Origin of the sequence: Sphingomonas sp. Sphisp66, assembly GCF_047324325.1 — a bacterium.
Taxonomy (GTDB): Bacteria; Pseudomonadota; Alphaproteobacteria; order Sphingomonadales; family Sphingomonadaceae; genus Sphingomonas.
In genome coordinates this window covers 400,645-426,265 of the sequence record NZ_CP168508.1, presented here as the reverse complement: position 1 = coordinate 426,265, position 25,621 = coordinate 400,645, and the positions used below count along the sequence as shown (strand labels likewise).

General features: G+C 65.3%; 26 protein-coding genes. 15 read left to right on the top strand and 11 right to left on the bottom strand.

Annotated elements, in window-relative coordinates; translation table 11 throughout:
• Window positions 1-97 precede the first annotated feature (97 nt).
• Window positions 98-1,033, top strand: a complete 936-nt coding sequence (locus ACEN8G_RS02075) for an NAD(P)/FAD-dependent oxidoreductase (protein ID WP_413414290.1) — start codon at window positions 98-100, stop codon at window positions 1,031-1,033.
• On the opposite strand, the gene ACEN8G_RS02070 is transcribed toward ACEN8G_RS02075, so the two are convergent.
• The 3 genes from ACEN8G_RS02070 to ACEN8G_RS02060 all read right to left on the bottom strand — a co-directional run bounded on the left by ACEN8G_RS02070 (window position 1,030) and on the right by ACEN8G_RS02060 (window position 6,028).
• On the bottom strand, window positions 1,030-2,403 hold the full coding sequence (locus ACEN8G_RS02070; RefSeq protein ID WP_413414289.1) for a cryptochrome/photolyase family protein: 1,374 nt from the start codon (window positions 2,401-2,403) through the stop codon (window positions 1,030-1,032). The two genes, ACEN8G_RS02075 and ACEN8G_RS02070, sit on opposite strands and share 4 nt — an antisense overlap.
• Before the next feature lie 127 nt (window positions 2,404-2,530).
• A complete protein-coding gene (locus tag ACEN8G_RS02065; RefSeq protein WP_413414288.1) occupies window positions 2,531-5,356 on the bottom strand; it encodes a PAS domain S-box protein in 2,826 nt (941 codons plus the stop codon).
• Between the two features lie 432 nt (window positions 5,357-5,788).
• A complete protein-coding gene (locus tag ACEN8G_RS02060) occupies window positions 5,789-6,028 on the bottom strand; it encodes a DUF6894 family protein (protein WP_413414287.1) in 240 nt (79 codons plus the stop codon).
• A 181-nt stretch (window positions 6,029-6,209) separates the two neighbouring features.
• On the opposite strand from ACEN8G_RS02060, the gene ACEN8G_RS02055 reads away from it, so the two are divergent.
• From ACEN8G_RS02055 to ACEN8G_RS02030, 6 genes are all read left to right on the top strand, one after another.
• Entirely contained in the window at window positions 6,210-6,929 is a 720-nt protein-coding gene (locus ACEN8G_RS02055) for a Crp/Fnr family transcriptional regulator (RefSeq protein WP_413414286.1), read from the top strand.
• 453 nt (window positions 6,930-7,382) lie between these two features.
• Window positions 7,383-8,279 (top strand): iron-containing redox enzyme family protein, encoded by an 897-nt coding sequence (locus tag ACEN8G_RS02050; protein ID WP_413414285.1) that lies wholly within the window; start codon window positions 7,383-7,385, stop codon window positions 8,277-8,279.
• Between the two features lie 272 nt (window positions 8,280-8,551).
• Window positions 8,552-11,257, top strand: coding sequence for a cyanophycin synthetase (gene cphA / locus ACEN8G_RS02045; protein ID WP_413414284.1), 2,706 nt, complete (start codon window positions 8,552-8,554; stop codon window positions 11,255-11,257).
• Complete coding sequence (locus tag ACEN8G_RS02040; protein ID WP_413414283.1) at window positions 11,250-12,146, top strand: isoaspartyl peptidase/L-asparaginase family protein; 897 nt, start codon at window positions 11,250-11,252, stop codon at window positions 12,144-12,146. Before cphA ends, ACEN8G_RS02040 begins: the two co-directional genes overlap by 8 nt.
• Window positions 12,136-12,945, top strand: coding sequence for a cyanophycinase (locus ACEN8G_RS02035; protein WP_413414282.1), 810 nt, complete (start codon window positions 12,136-12,138; stop codon window positions 12,943-12,945). The genes ACEN8G_RS02040 and ACEN8G_RS02035 overlap by 11 nt, the downstream gene beginning before the upstream one ends.
• 85 nt (window positions 12,946-13,030) lie before the next feature.
• A complete protein-coding gene (locus tag ACEN8G_RS02030; RefSeq protein WP_413414281.1) occupies window positions 13,031-13,327 on the top strand; it encodes a DUF3606 domain-containing protein in 297 nt (98 codons plus the stop codon).
• Window positions 13,328-13,353: 26 nt separating this feature from the next.
• On the opposite strand, the gene ACEN8G_RS02025 is transcribed toward ACEN8G_RS02030, so the two are convergent.
• Both ACEN8G_RS02025 and ACEN8G_RS02020 read right to left on the bottom strand, forming a co-directional pair.
• Window positions 13,354-13,641 (bottom strand): UvrB/UvrC motif-containing protein, encoded by a 288-nt coding sequence (locus ACEN8G_RS02025; RefSeq protein ID WP_413414336.1) that lies wholly within the window; start codon window positions 13,639-13,641, stop codon window positions 13,354-13,356.
• A 384-nt stretch (window positions 13,642-14,025) separates the two neighbouring features.
• On the bottom strand, window positions 14,026-14,217 hold the full coding sequence (locus ACEN8G_RS02020; protein WP_413414280.1) for a hypothetical protein: 192 nt from the start codon (window positions 14,215-14,217) through the stop codon (window positions 14,026-14,028).
• Window positions 14,218-14,538: 321 nt separating this feature from the next.
• On the opposite strand from ACEN8G_RS02020, the gene ACEN8G_RS02015 reads away from it, so the two are divergent.
• Entirely contained in the window at window positions 14,539-15,294 is a 756-nt protein-coding gene (locus tag ACEN8G_RS02015) for a Crp/Fnr family transcriptional regulator (protein ID WP_413414279.1), read from the top strand.
• A 435-nt stretch (window positions 15,295-15,729) separates the two neighbouring features.
• Here the strand turns inward: ACEN8G_RS02015 and groL are convergent, their stop codons facing one another.
• The gene (groL, locus tag ACEN8G_RS02010; protein ID WP_413414278.1) at window positions 15,730-17,349 is read right to left on the bottom strand and encodes a chaperonin GroEL; all 1,620 of its coding nucleotides are present in this window, start codon (window positions 17,347-17,349) and stop codon (window positions 15,730-15,732) included.
• A gap of 52 nt (window positions 17,350-17,401) precedes the next feature.
• On the bottom strand, window positions 17,402-17,716 hold the full coding sequence (groES, locus tag ACEN8G_RS02005) for a co-chaperone GroES (RefSeq protein ID WP_413414277.1): 315 nt from the start codon (window positions 17,714-17,716) through the stop codon (window positions 17,402-17,404).
• 485 nt (window positions 17,717-18,201) lie between these two features.
• Between groES and ACEN8G_RS02000 the strand changes: the two genes are divergently transcribed.
• On the top strand, window positions 18,202-18,471 hold the full coding sequence (locus ACEN8G_RS02000; RefSeq protein WP_413414276.1) for an usg protein: 270 nt from the start codon (window positions 18,202-18,204) through the stop codon (window positions 18,469-18,471).
• A 53-nt stretch (window positions 18,472-18,524) separates the two neighbouring features.
• Window positions 18,525-18,863: a hypothetical protein gene (locus ACEN8G_RS01995; protein WP_413414275.1), complete on the top strand. Its 339-nt coding sequence runs from the start codon at window positions 18,525-18,527 to the stop codon at window positions 18,861-18,863.
• Window positions 18,864-19,286: 423 nt separating this feature from the next.
• Here ACEN8G_RS01995 and ACEN8G_RS01990 read toward each other — a convergent pair whose 3' ends face one another.
• Entirely contained in the window at window positions 19,287-19,553 is a 267-nt protein-coding gene (locus ACEN8G_RS01990; protein WP_413414274.1) for a GlsB/YeaQ/YmgE family stress response membrane protein, read from the bottom strand.
• A gap of 317 nt (window positions 19,554-19,870) precedes the next feature.
• On the opposite strand from ACEN8G_RS01990, the gene ACEN8G_RS01985 reads away from it, so the two are divergent.
• Window positions 19,871-20,566: a helix-turn-helix transcriptional regulator gene (locus ACEN8G_RS01985; protein WP_413414273.1), complete on the top strand. Its 696-nt coding sequence runs from the start codon at window positions 19,871-19,873 to the stop codon at window positions 20,564-20,566.
• On the opposite strand, the gene ACEN8G_RS01980 is transcribed toward ACEN8G_RS01985, so the two are convergent.
• Complete coding sequence (locus ACEN8G_RS01980) at window positions 20,549-21,133, bottom strand: SOS response-associated peptidase family protein (protein WP_413414272.1); 585 nt, start codon at window positions 21,131-21,133, stop codon at window positions 20,549-20,551. The two genes, ACEN8G_RS01985 and ACEN8G_RS01980, sit on opposite strands and share 18 nt — an antisense overlap.
• A 91-nt stretch (window positions 21,134-21,224) precedes the next feature.
• Here ACEN8G_RS01980 and ACEN8G_RS01975 point away from each other — a divergent pair, with 91 nt between their 5' ends.
• A complete protein-coding gene (locus ACEN8G_RS01975; protein WP_413414271.1) occupies window positions 21,225-21,746 on the top strand; it encodes an SOS response-associated peptidase family protein in 522 nt (173 codons plus the stop codon).
• 93 nt (window positions 21,747-21,839) lie between these two features.
• A complete protein-coding gene (locus tag ACEN8G_RS01970; protein WP_413414270.1) occupies window positions 21,840-22,172 on the top strand; it encodes a hypothetical protein in 333 nt (110 codons plus the stop codon).
• A gap of 4 nt (window positions 22,173-22,176) precedes the next feature.
• On the opposite strand, the gene ACEN8G_RS01965 is transcribed toward ACEN8G_RS01970, so the two are convergent.
• Window positions 22,177-22,404, bottom strand: coding sequence for a hypothetical protein (locus tag ACEN8G_RS01965; protein WP_413414269.1), 228 nt, complete (start codon window positions 22,402-22,404; stop codon window positions 22,177-22,179).
• A gap of 75 nt (window positions 22,405-22,479) precedes the next feature.
• Window positions 22,480-22,686: a DUF3606 domain-containing protein gene (locus ACEN8G_RS01960; protein ID WP_413414268.1), complete on the bottom strand. Its 207-nt coding sequence runs from the start codon at window positions 22,684-22,686 to the stop codon at window positions 22,480-22,482.
• 75 nt (window positions 22,687-22,761) lie between these two features.
• On the opposite strand from ACEN8G_RS01960, the gene ligD reads away from it, so the two are divergent.
• Both ligD and xth read left to right on the top strand, forming a co-directional pair.
• Window positions 22,762-24,639 (top strand): DNA ligase D, encoded by a 1,878-nt coding sequence (gene ligD, locus ACEN8G_RS01955; protein WP_413414267.1) that lies wholly within the window; start codon window positions 22,762-22,764, stop codon window positions 24,637-24,639.
• Window positions 24,636-25,451, top strand: a complete 816-nt coding sequence (xth, locus tag ACEN8G_RS01950) for an exodeoxyribonuclease III (RefSeq protein ID WP_413414266.1) — start codon at window positions 24,636-24,638, stop codon at window positions 25,449-25,451. The genes ligD and xth overlap by 4 nt, the downstream gene beginning before the upstream one ends.
• The last annotated feature ends 170 nt before the right edge of the window (window positions 25,452-25,621 follow it).

Here is a 25,621-nt window from a genome sequence, read left to right as displayed (position 1 = left end):
GGAGCGAGCAATCCAAGCATTGCCCTTTTGGTCAGGTTGGAGTGCTGGTGCGCCGGTGGCACGGCTGCCCGGAAGCGCGGCGAGACGGAGACGATCGATGCGGGTGGCGATCATTGGAGCCGGGCTCGCTGGATTGACTTGTGGCGCCCGGCTTCAGGCTTTGGGGCTACGCGTTTTCCTGTTCGACAAGGGACGCGGCCCCGGGGGAAGGCTTGCAACCCGCCGTCTGGAGACGCGCGCAGGAATGGCGAGCTTTGACCATGGCGCGCCCGCCCTCGACGGCAGAGGCCCTGATTTTCGCAGCTGGCTGGAGAGCTGGGGGACGAGAGGCGCGGCGGCGCACTGGCCCGAGGGCGGGCAGGCAGCCTGGACGGGCACCCCCGCAATGAATTCCCTGCCCAAGGCGATTGCGCGGGAGCTCCCGGTGACTAGCGACTGCTTTGTCCGCGGCCTTACACGCGACGTTGGTGGCTGGCACCTGGTTCGGGACCAGGGAAGACTCGGGCCATTCGACACAGTTGTCATTGCATTGCCTGCGGAACAGGCAGCGCCGCTTCTGGCGCTACAGGACCTGCGCATGGCAGCGGTGGCAGTCAGCGCTCCCTCCGCCCCTTGCTGGTCGGCGATGTTTGCACTCGCACGCGGGATCGGCGGGCCATCGACATTCGCGACAGGAGAGATTGTGCGCTTCGCCGCGTGCGGAGCCACCAAGCCGGGCCGGACCGGCCCCGAGGCCTGGACCGTGCACGCCTGCCCCGTCTGGAGCCGGCGGCATCTCGATGATGCGCCGCCCCTGGTGCAGGCAGCGCTACGGGACGCGTTCCAGCGCCTGGTCGGGCGTGCCGCTCTCGACATAGCCGCGGCCGACGTTCATCGCTGGCGTTTCGGCATTTCCGGATCCGCAGGAGAAGGGGCGCTCTGGAATCCCCGGATCGGCCTCGGCGCGTGCGGCGACTGGCTGATCGGCCCGGGCGCCGAGGCCGCCTGGCGTTCGGGGATGTTGCTCGCCGGCCTCATTGCCGGTTCTGGTTAGCCACCCAGCGCCTGCCAGGCACCAAGGGCACGCCCACGTGCCTCCTGATGGCCGATCAGCCTCGCCGGATAGCCGGGCACCGCGGCGCCGTCGAAATGCAACGCATGAATATCCGCGTCCGATAGGGCAGCCAGCTCGGGAACCCAATGACGGACATAGTTCGCCATGTCGAACTTTTCGCTTTGCAGATGCGGCGCCATGATCCGCGAGAAGACCGGCGCGTCGATGCCTGTCCCCGCGACATATTGCCAGTTCATGGCATTCGAGCCCAGATCCGCATCCAGCAGCGTATCCCAGAAGCAGCGTTCTCCGCGGCGCCAGTCGATCAGCAGATGCTTTACCAGGAAGGACGCCACGACCATCCGCACCCGGTTGTGCATCCATCCGCTTTGCCACAGCTCTCGCATGCCGGCGTCAACGATCGGATAGCCCGTCCTGCCGCGCGTCCAGGCGAGAAAGTCGCTGTCCGCTGTCGTGCCGCTGCGCCACGACAGCCGCTCGAACACTTCCCGGCCGTTTCGATCCGGATAGTGTGCCATCTGGTCGAGAAGGTTGGCGCCGTGGTCACGCCACGCCAGTTCCTTCCGGAAGGTAGCCGCGCCGGATCCCGCGCGTTCCGCCAGCGCGGACCACAGAGCCCGCGGCGAGATCTCGCCGAAATGAAGATGCGGCGACAGGCGCGAGGTGCCTGCAATCGCGGGATAGTCGCGGTCGTGCGCATAGCGCTCGAGCAGCGCGTCAAAGTCGCGCCAGCGTCGCCAGGCACCTTTTTCCCCGGGACACCAATCGGAAAAGCCGGTCGACCAGTCCGGCGCACGCGGCAAAAGCTGCCAGGTCTCGAGGTCTTCCGATGCCGGAACATTTGAGGGTGTCGCGATCCGATCGGGTGCGGGAATTGGCGGCAATGGCTCCAGTGTCTCGGAGAGCTTGCGATACCAGGGCGTGAAGACCCGGTATCGTGCGCCGCTGCCGTTGCGAATCCTGTCCGGCGGCAGCAAGTGGTTTCCGTCGTGCAGGTGCAGATCGATCCTGTCGGCAAGCGTCCGCTGTGTCTCCTGGTGCCATGGCTCATAATGGCGGATCGCATGGACCCGGTCGGCGCCGGCCTCCCGGGTGAGAGCGACCAGCTCGCGTACGGTATCGCCACGGCGCAGGATCAACGCCGAACCCCGCCTGCGCAGGCTCAGGTCGAGGGCCTTCAGGCTGTGGTGGAGCCACCAGCGCTGGGCGCCTCCCATTGACCAGGCACCCGCACTATTCTCGTCAAGAACATAGACCGGCAGCACCGGTCCGGTTGCCAATGCAGCAGCAAGAGCGGGCTGGTCGGTGAGGCGAAGATCCTGGCGCAGCCAGAGCAGCGAGATGGGCACGGTATGCGAGCCTCCGTTGATCGGGCGACCAGCTAGCCCGCACCGTCACGCATCAACATCCTCCCTTAATGACAGGTCTCCTGGCCGAGCCACGAGCTGCGGTGCGGAGGCCAGATCGCATTTATCTTCAGCCGCGGCGCTCCAGGGCCTGGCTGAGGGCGCGCGCGAGATGGGCCTGGGTGAAGGGCTTGCTCAACCGGATGACCCCCGGGTCGCCGATCTCGACGCCTTCGCCGTAGCCGCTCGCGACGATCGCCGGAAGGTCCGGGCGAAGCGCCCTGACCGCCGCGAGCAGGTCCACACCGGTCATGCCCGGCATCGCCTGGTCGGTGATGATCAGGTCTATATCGTCCTGGGTCTCTAGCAGCGCGAGGGCCTCAGCGCCGGAATCGGCCTCGACCACGCTGTGTCCGAGATCCTCGAGCAGGGCCGCGGTATTGATCAGCACCAGTGTGTCGTCGTCGACCGCCAGCACGTTGAGCCGGGAAAGTGCGGGTACCTGCTCCTCGGACGGGACCACGATCGCCAGCTCGGGCTCAGCGGTGTCGACGGGGAGCCACAAGGTCGCCGTCGTGCCGCTGCCGGGGCTGCTCTTAAGTTCGAACGTGCCGCCGATCTGTTGCGCCATGCCGTGGACCATCGGCAGGCCCAGGCCCGTGCCCTTGCCGACACCCTTGGTGGTGAAGAAGGGCTCGGTCGCCCGCCGCAGCGTCTCCGCGTCCATACCGGCGCCGCTGTCGGTCACGCTCAGACAGACATAGCGTCCGGCGGCGAGCTGGGGTGTGCCGGGACCGGGGACGCCCCGGGCGCCGGCGGAAATCAGGATCTGCCCGCCCGACGGCATCGCGTCCCGCGCGTTCACGATGAGGTTGAGCAGGGCCATCTCGAGCTGGTTGGCATCCGCCCGGATCGCCGGCAAGCCAAGCGGCAGGCTCGTCGAGATAGGCCATTCCGGCCCGATCGAGCGCTGGACGAGATCGCTCATCCCCGAGAGCAGGCCCGGTACCTCCACGCGGTCCGCCTTCAATTCCTGGCGCCGCGCGAAGGCGAGCATGCGCTGGGTAAGCGTCGCGCCGCGCTGCGCGCCCTCGGTCGCATTGTCGAGCAGGCGGACCGCCACCGCATCGCCCCCCGGCAGGCGCTTGCGCAGCAGCGCCAGGCTGCTCTGGATCGCCATCAGCAAATTGTTGAAGTCGTGCGCAACGCCGCCGGTCAGCTGGCCGATTGCCTCCATCTTCTGAGACTGGAACAGTGCCTCGCGCGCCACTTCGAGGTCGCGCTGCGCCTGGTCGCGCTCGGTGATGTCCCGGGTGATCTTGGCGAAGCCGATGAGCTCGCCGGCATCGTCGCGCACCGCATCGATCACCACGCTCGCCCGGAAGCGCTCGCCGTCCTTGCGGACCCGCCAGCCCTCGGCCGCGAACCTGCCTTCCGCCCGCGCGGTCGCCAGCGCCTTGTCCGGCTCGCCGCTCTCGCGGTCCTCAGGCGTATAAAAGCGGGAGAAATGCGCGCCGATGATCTCCTCGGGCTCATAGCCCTTGATCCGCCGGGCGCCCGCGTTCCAGCTCGAAACATGGCCCTCGGTGTCGATCATGTAGATCGCATAGTCGACCACCCCCTGTACGAGGTGCCGGAACTGGTTCTCGCTGGTCCGCAGGGCGATCTGGGTCTGCTTGCGCTCGCTGATGTCGCGGCCATAGGCATAGATAAGCCCGTCTTCCCGCGACGTGTGCCAGGCGATCCAGCGGTCGTCGCCGTCATGCCGCTCCATGCGGGTCTCGTAGTCGGTGAGTTCCCCTTGCGCCGCGGCGTCGCGCAGCGCGTCGCCCGCCGGGGAAGCGGCGTCGGGCCGCACGAAGTGCTCGAACGGGTTGCCCACGACGTCCTCTACCGCGTGGCCGAGGATGCGCGTCCAGGCGGGGCTGGCCGAGCGGATACGGCCATCCTCGCCGATCACCACCATCAGGTCGCGGGCATGGGTCCAGATGCGGTCGGCCCGGCGGCGCTCGGCGTCGAGCGCCCCGATATTGGCGAGCGCGCCGCTGATCTGCCCGGCGATCAGCCCGGCGAAGTCGCCGATCTCGGAATCGTCGGGCCGATTGGGATTGAGGCCGAGGATCAGCGTCCCGAGCGCCTTCTCGCCCGAAGGGCCGGAAATGGCGATGGCGAGTGCCTCGCGCGGCGGGCTTACCCAGTCTCCGCTCGGCCAGCCCCGGTCCGCGTCCAGCGCGATCGAGCGGGCCGTGTCGCCGGCGGCACCAATGGCGTGCTGCCAGTTCAACCCGAGCAAGGCAGCGGCGTCCTCGGTGCAGGCAAAGCTGCATTGCGGCGCGAGGAAGAGTGCAAAGGGGAAATCGCGTCGGTTGGAACCGAGCACCGCGCGGACCGCGCCGTGTACCGACGCCTCGTCCGCGGCGCCCACGAGCGCCATGCCGAGCTGGCGCAGCGTCCCTAGCCGGCGCTCGTCGATGATGCGCTTGGTCTCCTCGCTGACGATGCAGAGCATGCCCCCGACCGTCCCGTCGGCATTGCGCAGGGGGCTGTACGAGAAACTGTGATAGGTCTCCTCGGGATACCCGTTTCGCTCGAGGAGAAGGAGGAGCGCCTTGTTCCAGGTGGATTCGCCGGCACGCACGCGCTCGACCTGATCGGCGACGTCTTCATAGACTTCGGACCACACCTCGCGAAAAGGCCGTCCGAGCATGACCGGATGCTTGATTCCGAGCGTGGGAATATAAGCATCGTTGTAGAAGAAGTGGAGGTCCGGCCCCCAGCCGAGCCACATCTCGAAGCGCGAGGTCAGCAGCATGCGCAGGGGAATCGTGAGCGCCTCGGGCCAGGCCTCGGGCGGCCCCAGCGGCGTGGCCGCCCAATCTTGCGCGCGCATTGTCTGCGCCATCACGCTGTCGCCCGGGAAGATATCCTCCAGCGTGCTTCCATAATCGACTGTCATTCTGCCCCCGTCACAATCCTCTCCAAACGTACCTGGAGTGTTTTGGATGCAATCCGGAATTCAGGTCCGCGAAGTGCTCAACTTAGCCGAGGCCCTGGCGATCAAATCCGGTCAAGAAGCAGCCATCTGCTCGTCGCGCTCGGTACGCATGCAATATTATCCTTGTAAAACGATCGCTTACGCAAAGGGTTCGGTGAGCGGCGCAATAAAGTCACGCCCAGGAAAGCGCTACCGAACACGGGAGATGCGGCGCTGTCACTTAAAGCAGGCGAGATCGCCGCGAGCCGCAGATGGCAGCCTGCGTGACGTGCGCGCACCGCCTTTCGCGGCCGATGTCAGCAGGAACTGGTTCGCGGGAAGCTTCGCACCTCGGCCGGGACGGCGGCACGATCTCCGCGCGAATGCCCTTCCGGCTTTGTCCACTCCAACAAATCAGTCCCGGATCGTCACCACATCGCCAAAGCGAACGGTAGCCACTTTTCGCCCTGCTTCGTCGAGCACCTGCACATTATGACTCAACACCAGGTGGCGGTGCGCGGTGATCGAGGCGGCAGCCATGGCGACCGCCTCGGCCTGCGCCCTCGCAATTGCCGTCATATCGTTCGGACAGTCGGTGCCGTCCTCGTCGATCGTGTCCACATCATTGTAGAGGTGAAAGAAATATCGCGCCATTCCAAGGCCCTGCACAAACCATCGTCTTGTGCGAAAACGGAGTTTTCCCACGATGGTTTCGCCTCTTGATTTGAATCAGTCCGAAGCGCGCCGGGGCTGCCGAAAGGTAGCACGGCCGGGAAACTTGTGACGAGGGGCCGGTGTTGGTGCCAGGCATGGCAATCTTCGCACGAGGCTCCCGATGATTGAAAACCATCTTGCGCGGTTACGCTTCCGGCACCGGATCGACGCGGAGGAAGAGGCCGCCATTCGCGGAATGATGGGAGAACGCCGCCGCATCGCTGCGGGGACAACTGTCGTCCGCCCCGGTGAAGCCCTGACCCGCAGCACGATGCTGCTGAGCGGCTTGCTCTGTCGCTACCGGGACCTGCGCGGAGGCGAGCGTCAGATCTCCGAATTGCAGATACCCGGCGATTTCGCCGACCTCCACAGCTACACGCTGAAGCGGCTGGATCATGGCATCCTGGCGCTGACGGCATGCGAGATCGTCGAGGCCTCGCATGAAAAAATTCGCGCCGTCGTCCGGGCATTTCCCCGGCTCGCCGACATATACTGGTTTTCGACGAACCTGGATGCGGCAATCCACCGCGAATGGATGGTGTCGCTCGGACGTCGAAAGGCTGTGGCGCGCGTGGCAGCCTTGTTCTGTGAACTGCAGGTCCGTCTTTCGATCGTGGGTCTGGCGGACGATACCGGCTACACGCTCTGGCTCAGCCAGTACGACCTCGCGGAATGCATGGGCCTGACCTCGGTGCATGTGAACCGCACGTTGCGCGAGCTGCGTGAAGCCGGCCTCGTCACCTTTCGTGACCGGCGTGTCCAGATTCACGACCTGGATGGCCTCAGGCGGGTTGCCGAATTCGATCCCGCCTATCTCTATCCGGGGCAACAGCCGCTCTGAGCCCGCGACATCGGAAATCACCCGCTGGACGGCGCCGTCGCGCGCTGTCGCCCCCGGCGCGCGGGCGGCGGCTCTCCCCGGGCGGCGTTCCCCAGTTCGCGCAACTGTCGCCGCAGGGTTGGCGAGTCGAGATGGGCCAGTATGTCGGTGTACCCCTCGTGCCTCAACTGCCGCTCCAGCTCGTCCAGCCGCGCGTAGTCTCCGGTTCTGGCCAGATCGAGGGCGCGTTCGATTATCGTCTTTCCATGCATCGCGAGCAGCTTTGACCGCCGGCGCCCGGGCGCGCCTCAATATAGATTAGCGTCGCCGGAGCGCAGTCACAGCAATGGCACCGCGGTCACCCGTCGCCTTGCCCGCTCCTCCAATCCGGACCGGCCAGCTCAGCACCCTCGTGGCGGAACGACGCCCAAATGCCAGCGTTGCCGGGAAACAGGTGTTCATGGAGAGTGTTACGTGCTTGCCCGTGCAGATCGACGAACGACTTTTGATTCGCAATTCCTGACCGACAGCTTTCAGCGTGGACTGGCGCACTGGAATCGCGAGCGGCTTGAACCTGGATTTCCGAACGACGACTGGCAAAGGACCTTCGAGCGCGATGTGAAGATGCAGCGGCTGGAAGGCGCATTTCTCGAAGAACTGCGCGCCGAGGTGGCCGAGGAGGCGGCCGAGGCACCGACCGATGTCGATGGTTTTCTCGCCTGGTTTGAAGGGCTGAAGGCGAGCGGGCCGGGACAAGGCGACCTGCTGTTTCCCTGGCTCGCCGAGAAGGCCGACCGTGATCAGCTCCGCTGGTTCTTCGAACAGGAAGCCGCTGGCGAAGCAGGTTTCGACGATCTCGTGGCCATGACCCAGGTCAAATTGCCCGTGCGGCCCAAGCTCGAACTGGCACGCAATTACTGGGACGAGATGGGCCATGGCACCGCCAAGGGCATGCACGGCCCGATGCTCGATGCGCTGGTCGAGACCTTGCAGGTGGAGCCCGTGATCGAAAGCACGATCTGGGAAAGCCTCTGCCTCGCCAATGCGATGACTGCCATGGCGACCAACCGGCGCTACGCGTGGCATTCGGTGGGTGCGCTCGGGGTAATCGAGCTGACCGCGCCGGGGCGTTCGGCGCTCGTCGCACAGGGGCTCAAGCGCGTCGGGCTCACGCCCAAGGAAGCGCGATACTTCACGTTGCACGCGGTTCTCGACATCAAACACAGCGAGGACTGGAACCGCGAGGCGATCCGGCCCGCCGTGACCGAGGATCCCCGACGCGCCACCGCCATGGCCGAAGGGGCGCTGATCCGCCTGCGATGCGGCGCGCGCTGCTTCGAGGCCTATCGAGCGCGGCTCCGGTGTAGCTAGCCCAGCCAACCGCGCCGCGCCTGAGCGTTGCCCGACATCCCGCAAAGGCTTTTCATCGCAATGGCTTAAACAAGATCAGCGCCGTGGAACGCTTCCCAAATCACGCGGTTGAGCCTGCAGGAGCGCCGGTCCTGGCCGTTCCCGAGGAACCAACTATGACTGCGTTAGAGCATCGGGCGATTGGGCATCGTCCAGAGACTGCCGGCGCGTGCGGGATGAGGGTGTTGGAGCGAGCCGTGTATCGCGGCCCCCATCTTTACAGCGCGCGACCGATGATTCGCATCCAGGTGGATCTGGGCGAGCTTGAGAACTGGCCGACCGACCGATTGCCTGGATTCAATGAAAGGCTTCTCGCGCTCCTGCCGGGGCTCGCCAACCACGGATGCAGTTATCGCGAGCCCGGCGGGTTGGTGCGTCGCATGGCCGAGGGCACCTGGCTCGGCCATGTGGCGGAACATGTCGCGCTCGAACTGCAGACGCTGGCGGGCAGCCCGGTAACCCGTGGCAAGACCCGTTCGGTTCGCAATCGGCCGGGCGTCTACAACATCCTGTTCGCCTATCGCGACGAGGCGGTTGGCCTCGCGGCCGGCGCCCACGCTTTGCGCCTGGTTGCCTCGCTTCTCCCGGAGGGGCTGAACGAAGTCGCGGGCCTCGCGGTGCTGCGTGTCCCTGCGCGTTCCAATTCCCAGAACATCCCCGAAGCGGTCGACGAGCTGGCGGAGCTGGTTCGGCGGAACGCACTTGGCCCGACGACGCGCGCGCTTGTCGAGGCGGCGGAGCGTCGCGGCATCCCGGTCGCCCGCCTCGATAGCCAAAGTCTGATCCGGCTGGGTTCCGGAAGCAGGCAGAAGCGCCTCCGAGCCAGCATCACGGGGCACACATCGCAAATTGCCGTGGACATCGCCGGCAACAAGGATCTGGCGAAGCGCCTCCTTGCCGAGGCGGGCCTGCCGGTGCCGGAGGGCGTCGTTGTCCGGAGCGAGGAGGAGGCCGTTCTCGCCGCGGCCCGGATGAAAGGAAAGGTCGTGATCAAGCCGCTCGACGGAAATCACGGTCGCGGCGTCACCACCGATCTGGTCGCCGAAGAACAGCTTCGCGCCGCCTACCGGCTGGCTGCCGCTCATGGCCGCCGCGTGATCGTCGAGCGCCAGCTGCCGGGCAACGATCACCGGATCCTCGTGGTCGGCGGAAAGGTAACCGCGGTGGCGGAGCGCGTTCCGGCGCAGGTCATCGGGGATGGCTGCCGCACTATCGGCGAGCTGATCGACGAACTCAACGCCGACCCCCGGCGCGGCGTTGGTCATGAAAACATCCTGACGCGCATCGTGCCGGACGCAGCGATGGAAGCCGTGCTGCGAAAGGCCGGCAAGTCGCTGGAAACCGTACCTTCCGGACACGAAGTTGTGCGCCTGCGGGATACCGCGAACCTGTCGACCGGCGGGATCGCGATCGACCGGACGGATGCGATCCACCCAACCAACATTGCGATCGCCGAGCAGGCGGCCGCGGTAGTCGGCCTCGATGTGTGCGGGATAGACTTTCTGTCACCGGACATCCGCCGGCCCGTAGGCGAAACCGGGGGCGGTATCGTCGAGGTCAACGCGGCACCCGGATTTCGCATGCACCTCGAACCGTCGGGCGGACAGGCGCGCGACGTCGCCGGGCCCGTCATCGAGGCGCTCTTTCCCCGCCGTGCGGCGAGCCGGATACCGATCTTCGCGATTACCGGGACCAACGGAAAATCCACGACCGCGCGGATGGTCGCGCGTATCCTTCGCGAGGACGGCTTGCGGGTCGGCATGACCACGACGAGCGGCATCTATTTCGATGGGCATCTGATGAAGGAAGCGGACGCCAGCGGACCCAAAAGCGCCCGCATGGTTCTCGCCAACCCGGCGGTGGATGTCGCAGTGCTCGAGACCGCGCGTGGCGGGATCCTGCGCGAAGGGCTCGGCTTCGACCGCTGCGATGTAGGTGCCGTGCTGAATGTCACGGAGGATCATCTCGGCCTGAAGGGTATCGATACGCTCGAGCAACTCGCCGACGTCAAGGGCGTGGTTGCCGAAAGCGTGGGGCGGCGCGGCCACTCCATCCTCAACGACGATGACCCGATGTGCCTTCGCATTGCGCGTCACGCCGGAGGCACTGCGGTCTGGTTCACGCTTCGCGGCGGCCTGCTGCTCTCCGACCGGCTGCGGCGACATATTGCCGAGGGCGGGATGGCGGTGGTCCGCGAGCCCGGCGCACAAGGCGGTTCGATCGTCATCTACCGCGCTGGCGAGCGCCTCGAGGTAATGAAGGCGGCCGAAATCCCCGCCACGCTGGAAGGAATGGCGGAATTCAACATAGCCAATGCGCTTGCCGCGATAGCGATGTGCGCTGCCCAGGGCATCGACCTCGTAACTATCCGCCGCGCGCTTTCACAGTTCGGCACGTCGTTCGAAGAGAGCCCTGGGCGGCTCAATCTGCACGATGCATATGGCATGCGTATCGTCCTCGACTATGCCCATAACCCCGCTGGACTCGTGGCACTTGGTCAGGTGATCGCGCAGATGCGCACTTCGCATCGTCGCGTGATTGGCATGGTGAGCATTCCAGGCGATCGCCGGGACGAGGATATCATCGAGATGGGCCGGATCGCGGCAGGCATTTTCGATGAGATCGTCTTTCGGGAGGCGCCGGACGGCCGGGGGCGCCCACCGGGTGAAACCAATGGGCTCATGTCGCGCGGCGCCGTACTCGCGGGCATGCCGGTCGAGCGAATTCACCGCGTGGTGGACGAGTTCGAGGCGGTCGCCGATACGCTCAAGCGTGGCGCACCGGGCGACCTGCTGGTGATCCTGCCGACCTCGGTGGCCGCGGTGTGGGATCAGGTCCGCGCGTTCGTGCCGAGCTGCTCGCCAGGCTGTTCGCCTCATATGACCACTTGCCAGGATGTCGCACCTTCGCAGCTGGCGGAGGTGCTGGCCTATGGCTGAGAAGAGGCGCTGGGCAATCATCGTCCATGGGGGTGCAAAGGCGATCGACGCGTCGCTGCTGGAACGAAATCGCCAGGGCTGTGCCGAGGCCGCAGACGCTGGCGCGACTGTGTTGCGGCAGGGCGGCACCGCGCTCGCGGCTGCGAAGTGCGCTATCCGGGTGCTCGAAGACAACCCGATCTTTAACGCGGGCATCGGCTCGGTGCGCAATGCCGCCGGCAATGTCGAGATGGACGCGGCCCTGATGGATGGAGAAAAGCTGCGGCTGGGCGCGGTCACGGGCGTTTCCCGGGTGCGCAATCCGATCCTGGCTGCCGCTGCGATGCTGGACGACACGCCGGTCCTGCTCGCGGGCGAAGGGGCGGAGCGCTACGCGCAGGCGCACGGCGTGCTGCTCTGCGCCGACGAGGAAATGCTGGTCGACGAACCGCTCGCCTCGGAATATTCCAAAGCGCACGACACCGTCGGGTGCGTGGCGCTGGACATTACCGGCCACGTTGCCGCAGCGACCTCCACGGGCGGACTTCCCGGAAAATATCCCGGTCGTATCGGCGATTCTCCCCTGTCCGGCTGCGGCCTTTACGCAGATGACGATGTCGGCGGCGTCGCCTTGTCCGGGGACGGCGAGAGCATAATCCGCACGATGCTCGCCGCGCACGCCATCCAGGCGATGCGAACGCTGCCGGCGAACAAGGCGGTGGCGACTGCCCTGCGCCAGATTAGCCGCGTCGGCGGAGAGGCGGGCCTGATCGCAATCGATGCGGTGGGCCGGATCGGAATATCGCACAACAGCGAGCATTTCGCCGTTGGCGTTCACGCTGAAAACATGATGCGCGCGCACGGCGCCGTTCATCGCGAGGAACTGGAGGAACTGCTCGATGCCAGGTGAGCCCGGACCGCTCCTCATCATCGGTGGCCATGAGGACAAGGAAGGCGACAAGCGCATCCTTCGCGAAGTCGCCAGTAGATTGCGAGGCGGCAAGCTCGTCATCGCGACCGTCGCCAGTCATCAACCCGATGGCTATTTCGAAGCCTATCAAAAGGCTTTCGGCGACCTCGGCGTGCACGAACTCGTGGAGCTCTATGTCCATGAGCGGGGCGAAACCCTGGAGTCGGGAGCGGCCGACATCCTCGCGGACGCCGCAGGCATCTTCTTCAGCGGCGGCGACCAGCTGCGCATATCCAGCCAGATCGGCGATACGCCGGTCGAGAAGATGGTGCGGGAGTTGCACCTTCGCGGCGGCCTGGTGGCGGGCACCTCGGCGGGCGCGTCGGTCATGAGCGAGACCATGCTGGTCAAGGGTGCTAGCCAGGAGTCGCACCGGATCGGCGATCTCCATATGGCGCCGGGGCTGGGCCTGGTGCGCGACGTCATCATCGACCAGCATTTTGCCGAACGCGGGCGTATCGGACGCCTGCTGGGAGCGGTGGCCCAGAACCCGCGGGTACTCGGGATCGGTATCGACGAGGACACCGCGATCCTCCTGGAAGGCAGCGCATTCGATGTGCTCGGCGCCGGGGCCGTCTACATCGTCGATGGCGCGGAAGTGACTCGCTCGAACATTTCGGAGGCGAGCCCGGACAAGACGCTTTCGATGCACGATGTGCGCCTGCACGTCCTGAGCGAGGGGGACCGCTTCGACCTCGAGGCGCGCGCGCCCGGTCCCCTGTCGCCAGCGCCGGCCTGAGGGCGAGCCGGCCGAACCGGACAGTGCATGACCAGACCGTCTGCGGGACGTCCGCGGTGGCGAAACTACGGAAGGAGCTGAGAAGATGACAGGTCTGACGAATGACCGCGCGGGAAGCGGTGCGACGCCGGAACAGGAACGGCACTTACCCAGCGATGGAGACGCGGCCGCAGGGCTCGATGCAGCCGCCGCCGCAGCCGCTCCGCGCGAATGCCCCGAGGAAGACCGCCCCCGGGTCGAGATCGGATCCGAGGAACTGACGGGGCAATGGGCGGACAAGTTCAATGTTACGCGCGCGCAGCTGGAGGAAGCGGTGAGCGCGGTCGGAAGCGACGAACATGCCGTCGCGACCTATCTGCGTGGTCAGGGCGGCGGGGACTGAGACCCGGCCTCGCCGCCCATACCCGCTCAGCCGGGACGCTTGCGCTTGCGACTGCTACCCTTCGTCATCGGGTCGGGCTTCGGTGGAGGGCGCCAGCCGGCCGGTGGCCTGATCCTCTGCTGGCTCGTGCCAAGGCCCATGGCGCCGGGTTGCTGCCGCGTGAGGCCCGAGGTGTCGATATCCTCGACCTCCGCGGCCGACGCACCGCCGCGCAGGAGATTGATCCGGTCGCGCAGTTTGCGCGCCAGCTCGAAGTCCAGCGCTTCCGCCGCGTCCTCCATCATCCTGTGAAGCTCGGAAATCTTCTCGGACATCACTTTCACAACGCGGAGTGTTCCTCCCGGTTCAGCGGCCACCCGGACGCCGACGATCCGCGTTGCGAAGTTCGGGCTGGTCCGGTGGCGATGATCGGGTTGGCACATCCTGCTTGTCACCGACGCGCCATATCGCTGCCGACACAAGACCTTCGGCCCAGACACCAGCGCTTGGAAGGCGCGCCTGGAGGGTATGCCGCAATTTGGCCGGAAGGTCGCGCCGGCACCGATTACCCGCATGGAGCGCATCAGCGCGCCAGCAGGCGCATCACCCAGGAGCGTCTTGAGATCGTTGCGCGACGTCGCTCGTTGCGCAGCCTTATCCATCGCAACGTCTGCGCAATTTTCACCTCTCCGGCTTGCTGATCCATCCGTTCTGCGCGCTTAGATAACCGCATGGCCATTCCGGAACTGCGGCTCGACCTGAGAGGCAATCAGCGCCTGTAGCTTACGCTCATACGCTCGAGCGAACTCGGTATGCGCGCGGTAGCTGGAGGGGTCGCGAGCGTGCTCCGCCCTGTCACGCTCCTCCTCGACCCGGCGGCTGAGATATTCGATGTCATTCTCCTTGGCCATTTCGTGCTCCATATGCCCCCGGAGCCCGGTCCCGATATAGCAGCCGCTCCTCTATCGAGTCGTGACATAGGTTAAGTCGCTGCGATTAGCCCAGAACGCGCTGCAGTGCAGAACCGGGTTCATTGCCAGCTTGACTGGGATTGTCCTCGAAAGTCCACTGGCGGGGCGCACACGCGCTCGGGATGATTCTATCCTGGATTGAGCACAGTCGAGCTAATCTGAGTGATCGATTGCAGGTTTTCAGGCGTTCCCATTGATCGCCATTCTCGTGCCCCGGGCTCCGGCGTCGAGGTTATCCTCGCCCAGACAGGGAAATATCCGATGTCCATCGCGACCCCATTAAGTCCGATGGTGGAGAAGCTCGGCAGGCGTGCAGCGCTCACCGAGGTCGACCGCGATGCGCTCTCCTCCTTGCCCCATCGCATCAGCGAGGTGGATCGGGATCGATATTTCGCGCGCGAGGGAGATCGCGCCGGCCATTGCTGCGTTCTCATCTCCGGCTTTGCCATGCGCCACAAGATCACGGGCGATGGTGCACGCCAGATCGTGGCGATCCATGTCCCTGGCGACCTGCTCGATGCGCAAAATGGCGCCACCGACTATTCTGTCACCAATGGCCAGAGTCTAACCGGAGTGCGCATAGCTATAATCGCGCGCTCGGCATTGCTGGAGCTGGCGGATGCGCATCCCTCCATCGCGCTGGCGCTCTGGGCCGATGCCGGCGCCAATGCGTCCATCCTCGCCGAGTGGCTGTTGAATATCGGGCGGCGCGATGCGCGGTCGCGGATCGCGCATCTCCTGTGCGAAGTGAAGCTGCGTCAGGAGGGCATGTCGCACCCGTCCAATGCCTGCGCCTCCTGGCTGATGACGCAGGAGCAGCTCGGAGATGCGACCGGACTGACGTCGATTCATGTGAACCGGACGATCCAGGGTCTGCGACGCGAAGGATTGCTCGGTTACCAGCAACGGGAACTGCAAATCCTGGACTGGGACGGGCTCTGCCAGGTCGGCGACTTCACTCCGGATTATCTCCTGCTGGATGCTCCCGAGGCGCAAGCGCCCGCGCCGGTGCACTGATCGGGGCGGACAGTTCTCGGCCTCCGCTTTCAGGTCCCGGTCTCCGCGTTCAGGCTGCACGCTCGGTTTCCGGCTATTCGGGGACACTCGGCCGACCTGCCGAGGTTTCAATTTGAGTGAGAGCCCGGCATCCCGATGTCACGAGGCCAGGGCATGGCCCATCGAAAGGGCCGCATCTCCCGTTCGGGAGCGCGAGCGAGCAGGTGATGCGCCTTCGGCTAGCGCGTGTCCGGGCCGATCGTTCGCTTCCGGTCCGTCCAGGCGGGGAGCTGCCAGGCCGCGCCGAGTATCGAACTGGCGCTCGGTACTGGCAGTATGCTTGGCCTCGGCCGTACATCGCGACGGTCGCTCAGGTGCTGGGAAATAGCTGGGAGCTGGTGATCCAATCCTGAGCGAAGCCGAAAAGGGCCCGGCCGAAAGGCCGGGCCCTGTCCCTCAATAGTCCATCGCTGGCACTGCGGAGGGCTTTTCTTCCTTCGGCAACTCGGCGACGAGCGCCTCGGTGGTGATCAGCAGGGAAGCGACGGAGGCCGCGTCCTGGAGGGCGGTACGCACGACCTTGGCAGGATCGATCACGCCCGACTTGACCAAGTCCTCATAGGTGCCGGTCGCAGCATTGAAGCCCTGGTTGTAGTCGTCACCCTCGAGCAGCTTGCCGACGATCCAGGCACCGTCCTCACCGGCATTGTCGGCGATCTGCCGTGCCGGCGCGCGCAGCGCCCGGCGGACGATATCGATGCCCGACTGCTGGTCGTCGTTCGCCGCCTTGAGGCCGTCGAGTGCCTTCAGCGCACGCAGCAGCGCGACGCCGCCGCCAGGCAGGATGCCTTCCTCGACCGCGGCGCGCGTCGCGTGGAGCGCATCGTCGACACGGTCTTTCTTCTCCTTGACCTCGACTTCGGTCGCGCCGCCTACGCGGATCACCGCGACGCCGCCGGCGAGCTTGGCGAGCCGTTCCTGCAGCTTCTCGCGGTCATAGTCGCTGGTCGTGACTTCGATCTGCTGGCGGATCTGCGCGACGCGGCCGTCGATGTCCGCCCTGGCGCCAGCGCCGTCGACGATCGTCGTGTTGTCCTTGTCGATGACGACCTTCTTGGCACGGCCGAGCATGCCGATCGTGACATTCTCGAGCTTGATGCCGAGATCCTCGCTGACGAGGTTGCCTGCGGTGAGGACTGCGATATCCTCGAGCATCGCCTTGCGGCGGTCGCCGAAGCCCGGCGCCTTGACCGCGGCGACCTTGAGGCCGCCGCGCAGCTTGTTCACCACCAGGGTGGCGAGCGCCTCGCCCTCGACGTCCTCGGCGATGATCAGCAACGGCCGACCCGACTGGACCACCTGCTCGAGCACCGGCACGAGCGCCTGGAGGTTCGAGAGCTTCTTTTCGTGGATGAGGATATAGGGGTCGTCGAGCTCGACCTTCAGCTTCTCGGCATTGGTGACGAAATAGGGCGAGAGATAGCCGCGGTCGAACTGCATGCCCTCGACCGTCTCGAGCTCCGTTGCCAGGCTCTTGGCTTCCTCGACGGTTATGACGCCCTCGTTGCCGACCTTCTCCATCGCCTCCGCGAGGATGCGGCCGACCTCGGCATCGCCATTGGCCGAGATGGTCGCAACCTGGGCGATCTCGCTGTTGGCGCTCACCTTCTTCGCATGCGCCTCGAGGTCCTTGACCACGGCACCGACTGCGAGATCGATGCCGCGCTTGACGTCCATCGGGTTCATGCCGGCGGCGACGGCCTTGGAGCCTTCGCGCACGATCGCCTGGGCGAGGACGGTCGCGGTGGTGGTGCCGTCGCCTGCCTTGTCGTTCTGCTTGCTGGCGACCTCGCGCAGCATCTGCGCGCCCATATTCTCGAACCTGTCGGCGAGCTGAATCTCCTTGGCGACGGTGACGCCGTCCTTGGTGATGCGCGGCGCGCCGAAGCTCTTCTCGATCACGACGTTGCGGCCCTTGGGCCCGAGCGTGACCTTCACTGCGTTTGCAAGCGTATCCACGCCGCGCAGCATGCGATCACGCGCGTCCGACGCAAACTTCACTTCCTTGGCAGCCATGATGGCTCAACTCCTTTCCTTGGTTTCCTTCCTGATGGTCTGAGGGCGGCGGTTACGCCGCCTGCCTGAGCTCGGCCTGGGTCTCGACCACGCCGAGAATATCGCTCTCCTTCATGATGAGCAGGTCCTCGCCGACGATCTTGACCTCGGTCCCCGACCATTTGCCGAACAGGATGCGATCCCCCGCCTTGACGGACAGCGCGACGAGATTGCCCCTATCGTCGCGCACGCCGGGGCCGACGGCGACAACCTCGCCTTCCTGCGGCTTTTCCTTCGCGGTGTCGGGGATGATGATGCCGCCCGAGGTCTTCTCCTCGGCTTCGATGCGGCGGACGACCACACGGTCGTGCAAGGGGCGGAAATGCATGGCAAAACCTCCAGTTGCAAAAGCATGATGTCAATGTGCCCGACGCTCCCTAGCAGCGGCGGGCGGCGGCGAATTAGGGACCTCGATTTTTCCGTTCAAGTCCCGGAGCGAAAATTTTTCACGGATCGGGTCGCTGCATGAAAGTCCATGATCTGAGTTGCTTGACGCAATGCGAGGCTCTTGACGAAGTCCGCCGAACGACCAAGATTTCCGACCGGCCACAGGCCATGAGAAAGGAGCGACCGCAAGGAAAGGAGGACGACCATGTCGCAACCCGTCTCCCGTTTTCTCCACCCGTTCGAGGTAACCCATCCGAGCTTCGAACCCGAAGTCGAGCGCGCAATCCTCGCCCGATGGGCAGCCAGGCACCCGGAAATTCCTGCGAGCCCATTGTTGTCGCGGGGTCCCGGACGCAGCGGAGATGGATCTGCAAGCAAGCCTGGATCGACGTCGCGCAGGTCCGACGATGCGGGCACCGCGCGCCCATGACCGACCGCGCTTTTTCCGCCCAGCTGAACGGGCACGGGCTGACCACCGCCGAGGTACGTTATTTCCGTCCCGACGCGCCGTCCCTGATCCAGCTGTTCGTCTGGCAGGACTATGACCTGGCGCCGGACTTTCCGGCGCTGTTCGGTTTCCTCGAGCATTGGCACCGCGAGATCGAAGCCGCCCTTCATTCGGTCCGGATCGCGCACGCGCATCTCATCCGCCCGGCGGAATGGCGTGCCGTCGATGGTGAGTTCCGGCTGTCATGAGCCGCGGTCCTATCCTACGCTGGCGCGAGCGCGGAAATCGAACGGTGCGCCTCATGCTTCCGTTCGACGACATCATGGAGTTCGCGCTCGCGCTTCTGTCGGTCTCCCCGGCAGAGCTTCGTACGCTGGGCTGGACGTTTGCCGACCGCAAGCGCCTGCTCGACCATTGCCTTGCCAGTGGGAGGGCAGCGCAGGCGGCCGATCCTGCGTCACTTGGTACAACGCCGATCGAGCTCAGCCTTCCCCAGCGCGACGTCGACAGATTGCAGGTCTTTGCCCGACGGGAATTGCCCAGGGCGGCGAGCAACGCGGCAATGCTCGATCGCGTGCTGGCGGCTCTAGACGCCGCTTCACACAGGCCGGCAGCCCCGCCGACAGAATTAGGCGCCTAGGAATTGGCGCCCGAAACATGCGCTGGCTGGCAACGTCTCACCGCGAGCCTCGCTTGCAATGTTGGAACGTTAAGTGAACATATCTCGACTCCAGTGAAAGGAGTATTGAGATGCTTATCCTCAGCGATGGCTTTCTACTTGGCTTGGCGTCGCTTGTCACGGCAGTGGCCGGCCTCGTCTGGGCAGCGCGGCGCAAACCCTGAACGCGGCCTGTGCAGCAGGGGCGCGGGCGGTTTCGCAACTGGATAGAATGACCGGGTGGAGAAGCCGCTCGCACCCAGCCTGGTCGCGGCGTACTCGGACGCCATGCTGGCCCCCGCCGCTCCTCGAATCCCTTCACAGCTGGGGGCACGCCAGCGAGCGGACAGCAAATTCCCGTCCATCGAAAGGCCGCCAGATCCATTTCTGGCGGCCCTACCCGCATCAGCGCACGCGGTTGCGCTGGACCAGGTTGAAGATGCCGAGCAGCACCACCGCGCCGACAAAGGCAATGACGAGACCGGTCAGCGAGAATTCCTGGACACTGCCCCGGATGCCGAAGAGCGGACCGGACAGCCAGTTGCCGATGACCGAGCCCACACAGCCGACGACGATGTTGAGGACGATGCCCATCGAGGCGTTCCGGCCCATCACCATGCTGGCGAGCCAGCCCGCGATACCGCCGACGATCAGTGCGATGATCCAACCCATTTCGATTCTCCCTGTCTTGTAGATGCTGGAGCAATTCGCGGAGATGGGCTTTGTTCCGCCCCTGCAACGCTAGCGGAGCAAGCGCGCGCCCGGCCTGGCGATGCCGGGCATCTCGCTTCAACGCCGTGAACTGCCTCGCGCAAAGGCCGGGCGTAGGTTTCGGCGGGGTGCGTCCGGATGCGGCGGAGCGCACTATTCGGTTATGATATCAGCGAGCTCCAAGTGTCGGCGCGGCCGCGCCGAGTGCGTGCCTTTGGGCTCGGCATATCGGAGATGAGCCTGGAACGACGGTTTGGCGCCCCGGGTTTGGCGATGCGATGCGTCATTCGCATCGCCCTCGGGCACAGGCCGCTTCCCATGAGTTTCCGAAAGCCGCTCAAATGCCAGACACCCCTCGAAATCACTTTCTCCGCATGAAGGAGGTGCGTCAGCGCACCGGTCTGTCGACATCGACGATCTATCGCAAGATTCAGGAGGGCACGTTTCCGCCTGGCCATAGTCTGGGCGCAAAGGCCCGGCGATGGCTGGACAGCGAGGTTCAATCTTGGATCGAAGCGCAGCTCGCCTCCGCGCCGGAGATTGAGCCGTGGCGACCGCCATTGCCGCCTGCGCGGCGTGTTGGGGAGAAGAAGCCTCCGCCCCTGGTACCGAACGAGAAGGGCGCGGAGGCAGCAGCCAAGGTTGCCGGTGTGGTTGGTCTCGCCGTTCCGGACGGCGAGGTACCATGCGATCGTGAGATTGCCCTGCGTTTTCCCGACTGGCCGGAAATGATGCGGCAGCGAACAGCGGCAGCGAACAGCGGCCGCTTATCTCGACTTGTCCGAGTCCGCGTTCATTCGCGAAGTGTATCGCGGCGTTCTGCCCAACCCGGTCCTGCTCGGTGGGCGGCAGAGCTGGAGCCGCCAGCAATTGGACAAGGCGCTCGCCCGATTGCTGGCCGGTTAGCGGCGCCGGCATCCAATCCACCGCATCCTTCCGGCTGGAGGCGTATCGACTCAGATCAGCAGTTGTGAGCCCAAGGCGGGCGGTGCGCCGTGGACCTGCTGCACGGCCAAGCTCCCCGGCGGCAGGATGCGGAGGACATCGGCCGCCGGGACGGCCGGATCGAGCCACACGGCCCACTGGTCGCGCGCGAGCGGTATGATCTGACGGTGATGGTAAGGCGCGACGTCAGGGCCAGCGTCGAGCGTCAGCATCGTGAACGCTTCGCCGGCGGCTGGATGCCTGCGCCAGATGCCCGCGATCGCGAACCAGTCATGGTCCTGCATGGTGAAGAGCCACTTGTTCTGTCGCTTCTGCTTGGGATCGTCCGACTTGGTGAACTCGTAGAACCCGTCAGCCAGGATCAGGCAGCGGTTTGACAGGAAGTCACGCCCCTCGGCGCGGTAATTATAGACGGGCTTTCCCGTCGGGCCGGGCCAACTCCATCGGCGATTGACCAATGCGCCGTGCCTGGCAGTGCCATCGACGGCGACCACGATCGGCGCGACATCGGTGATCTTGATATCCTCGCGCGCAGCGACGTTAGGCTTACCCTCCGGCGTGTCGATCGCGATCTCCAGCTCCTCGAAGTCTTCCATGATCGAGGCGATGTCGACTTCGAGGCGATAGTCATTGCACACGAGCGAACTCCGATTTGCAGGCCATGCCTGTTCGCATTATGTTCTCGCCATGGAAGCGAGACCTTTCGAGTCGGATGCACCTTTTGGCAGCCGCAAGATCATCATCCGGCGCAACCCGCGCACGGGCAAGCCGCAGGCCATAGACGCAAGCTGGGGCCTGGAGCCGTGGGAGCCCGAGGGCAAGCCGTTCAAGTTCATTCGCGCCGAAGGCCGGTCCTTTCCGCATCAGCGGTGCCTCGTGCCGGCAAGCGAGTTCCAGGTGACCAACGGCGATCGCAAGTTCCGCGTCATGCTCGACGACGGCAACTTCTTCTACCTGGCAGGAATCTGGCGGCCTTCGTCGGGCGAGCGCGACGTCAGCTACGCGATCATCACGATCGAGGCCAATCCGGACATTTTCTTCTATCAGGAGCGCCAGGGTGCCGTGCTCCTGCGACGGCAGAACATGGCGTGGCTCGACCTCACCCAGCCTGAGTCCGACCTGCTGCGTGCGCTGCCCAAGCACAGTTTCCAGATCGAGGAAGTGGGCAAGCGCGGTCTTGTCGATCGCCAGCAAATGTTGGCCTTGTAGTCGAGGAAGCCTTCGATGTTCTGTCAAACGTACCCTGTTACCTCGGACGCGGATGATGGCCGCGACGCAGCCGAACTGCTCAATGGGGTAGGATTGAGCGGGCCGCAGATTGCCGCCGCGCTCGAGGTGCTGGCGTTGCTGCCCGAGGAGCAACGGCACGATCCTCGCTCGCAGGCCATGGCGCTCCAGGCCTATGCGATGGATGCCGGCTTCCCCGACGAGGCGCTGGCGGGGGCAGCGCTTCATGCCCGGATCACCGCGCTCGCAAAATGGACCAAGGCGCATGACCCAGAGCGCCAGTCGGATCCACAGGCAGTGATCGAGGCAGCGGCGCGCCATCCACTGGTCGATGGCGCGGGCGGCATCGGCTTCGAAGGGGCTGCTTTCCAGGAAATGATCCTCTTCATCGAGGAATTGCCCTGGTGACGATTCATTCTTCCGGGATGAGGCTGCGGATCGCGTCGCCGACGATGGTCCGGTCTGCGACCGTGATCGAATAGGCCCATAGCGCATCGTCCGGATCGCTGAGGGCGATCCGGACCATCTTGGCAAGCGGGCCGTCGCCGATCTCCTCCATGGGATAGCGGCTTAGCTCCTCGCGCCAGTCGGCGCGAGACCGCCACAGCCTTGCGGGCAGCATCATGTCGAGCTTCGCCATGTAGCGAACAGACCGTAGCTGCAGGGCCCTGGTCAAGCGCGCGCAACCGCGGTTCGGCGCCGCGAGTGAAGCGGGCTACCGCTTGAAATAGGCTTCGATCGCGCCAGCTCCATTGCCGACGGCATCGACCGCCTCCTGGAGCCGCTCGCGGCTGACACCGAACTTGTCGGTCCAGTATGCAACCTCGTAATCTTCTCCCATCGCTACTCGCGAGCTGTCTTGCGGTGCGCGCAGGGTCTTGTTGTCCGACACTTCAGCCTCCTCTTGTTCCAGCAAGACCAACGTTCTCGATTCTCCTGAGTTTCCGTGGACTTGCATTCCAGGGAACGAACCGCTGCCGAATCGAGTCTAGGCAAGATGGCACGCCGAGCCGGCCTTCCAACGGGATCGCGCAGAAACCGCGCCACCGGGGCGGCTGCGCTCAAGCCACCGCCGTTCCGCCCGGTCCAGCTCGCGCAGCTCGTCGATACCGTGCCAACCGGCGATCGGTGGCTGCACGAGATGAAATATGACGGCTATCGCACCCTGATTGCGATCGGCGGCGGCGAGGCGCGCGCCTATACCCGTTCGGGCCTGGACTGGTCGGATCGCTTCGCCGGCATTCTCGACGAAGCCCGCGCGCTGGATCTCGGCTCGGCGCTGATCGACGGGGAAGCCGTCGTTCTCGACGCGAACGGCCGGTCGAGTTTCCAGGCGCTGCAGGGCGCGCTCAAGGGCGCACCGGCCAGCATCGACTATTTCGCCTTCGACCTGCTCGAACTCGACGGCAAGGACCTGGCCGGCCTGCCGCTGGTAGAGCGCAAGGAGAAACTCCGCGCGATTCTGCCCGCGGGCAATCTGCGGCTGCGCTACTCCGACCATATCGTCGGCAATGGCGAGAAGCTCCTCAACCAGTTCTGCGCCGCCAATCTGGAAGGTGTCATCTCCAAGCTCGCGACGGGCAAATATGTCGGTTCGCGGGGTGGCGGCTGGCTCAAGACCAAGTGCATCAAGCGGCAGGAATTCGTCGTCATCGGCTGGACGCCGTCGGACAAGTCGCGGACCTTCCGCTCGCTGATCCTCGGCGTCCATGAAAAGGGCGCGTTGCGCTATGCCGGCAAGGTCGGCACCGGCTTCGACAATGCCGAGCTGTTCCGGCTGATGGAGATCATGGCGCCGCTCGAACGCGAGGAACCTACGGTGAAGGCGCCGCGGGCGGAAGTGCGTGGTGCGCATTGGCTCGAGCCCCGGCTCGTCGCCGAGATCGCCTATACCGAGATGACCAACGAGGGGACGCTCCGCCACCCGAGCTATCTCGGCCTGCGCGAGGACAAGAAGCCCGAGGCCGTCGTGCTCGAAACCGAAATGGCGCCGGATGCGCTCGACGCCGCGACCTCCGGCGTGAGGATCAGCAACCGCGAGCGCGTGATCTATCCCGAGACCAACATCACCAAGGGCGAGCTCGCCGACTATTACGAAGCGGTCGCCCCGATCATGCTGCCCTGGCTGGGATCGCGCCCGATCAGCCTGGTCCGCTGCCCCCAGGGCCGGGCCAAGAAATGCTTCTTCCAGAAGCATGATGCCGGCAGCTTCGGCGACGCGGTCCATCATGTCGGCATCCGCGAGAAGGACGGGCATGAAGAGCCCTATCTCTATATCGACACCCCGGCGGGGCTGATGACCTGCGTGCAGATGGGAACGATCGAATTCCATGGCTGGGGCGCCAGGATCGAGGATGTCGAGAAGGCAGACCGGCTGGTCTTCGACCTCGATCCCGATGTCGGGCTCGATTTCGAGAATGTGCGCACCGCCGCCTTCCATTTCCGCGACATCCTGAAGTCGATCGGGCTCGATACCTTCCCGATGCTCACCGGCGGCAAGGGCGTCCATGTGATCGCGCCGCTGACGCCGCGCGCCGAATGGCCCGAGGTGAAGGACTTCGCGCACCGGCTGGCGCTCGCGGTCGGACAGGCGGATCCCGAGCATTTCACCGCCGCCCTGCCCAAGGCACAGCGCAAGGGGCGCATCTTCGTCGACTATCTGCGCAACCAGCGCGGCGCGACCGCGGTCATGCCCTATGGTGTCCGCGCCCGCGAGGGAGCGCCGGTCGCGGTGCCGATCACCTGGAAGGAAATGGAGACGATCGACACGCCTTCGCACTTCTGCATCCGCGATGCGGAGAAGCTCCTTCGCCGCGCGGGTTCGAAGGCGCTGGCGGGCTGGGGCCGCGCCGATCAGGAACTGCCCGACCTGTGAAGATCGCGACCTATAATGTGAACGGCGTCAACGGGCGGCTGCCCGTGCTGCTCAGATGGCTGGAACTGGCCGAGCCCGATATCGTCTGCCTGCAGGAGCTGAAGGCGCCACAGGAGAAATTCCCCGAAAAGCCGATCCGGGACCTGGGCTATGACGTGGTCTGGCACGGGCAGAGCCGGTGGAACGGCGTCGCCCTGCTGAGCCGGGTCGGCGATATCCACGAAACGCGACGCGGGCTGCCGGGCGATCCGGACGACGTCCAGAGCCGCTATATCGAGGGAGCGATCAACGGCGTGCTCGTCGCCGGGCTCTATCTGCCCAACGGCAATCCGCGGCCTTCCGCGAAGTTCGACTTCAAGCTGCGCTGGTTCGAGCGGCTGCACGACCACATGGCCGGGCTGGTCGGGCTCGACGCGCCGGTGATCGTTGCCGGTGACTATAACGTCATGCCCACCGACCGGGATGTCTATGTCCCGGACCGCTGGCGCGACGACGCGCTGTTCGCGCCGGAAGTGAAGGCCGCCTATTTCCGGTTGCTCGAGCAGGGCTGGCTCGACGCGCTGCGGCATATGCATCCCGACGAGACCATCTACACCTTCTGGAAGTATCTGCGCTTCGCGTTCGAACGCGATGCCGGGCTGCGGATCGATCATCTGCTGCTCAACCCCGCCGCCGCCGACAGGCTGGTCGCAGCCGAGGTCGACAAGCGTCCGCGCGGCTGGGAGAAGACCAGCGATCACGCGCCGGTCTGGGTCGAGCTGTCGGACTCGCCGCCTCGGATAGGCGCTACCAGGCGACGCGAGCCAGCCTGATCAGGCTGTGGTGCGACAGGCCGTCATTTTGATGGATCTCGCCAGGGCCGAGTGGCGCATCGCTGGGCAGGTGTCGCGGTCTCGAGCGGCATTCTGCCCTGGCCGCGCCATCGCCGGCCCGGGAGATCGGCTGGGGCGCGGGGCGAGCCTGGGTCTTCCGATCGGGATTT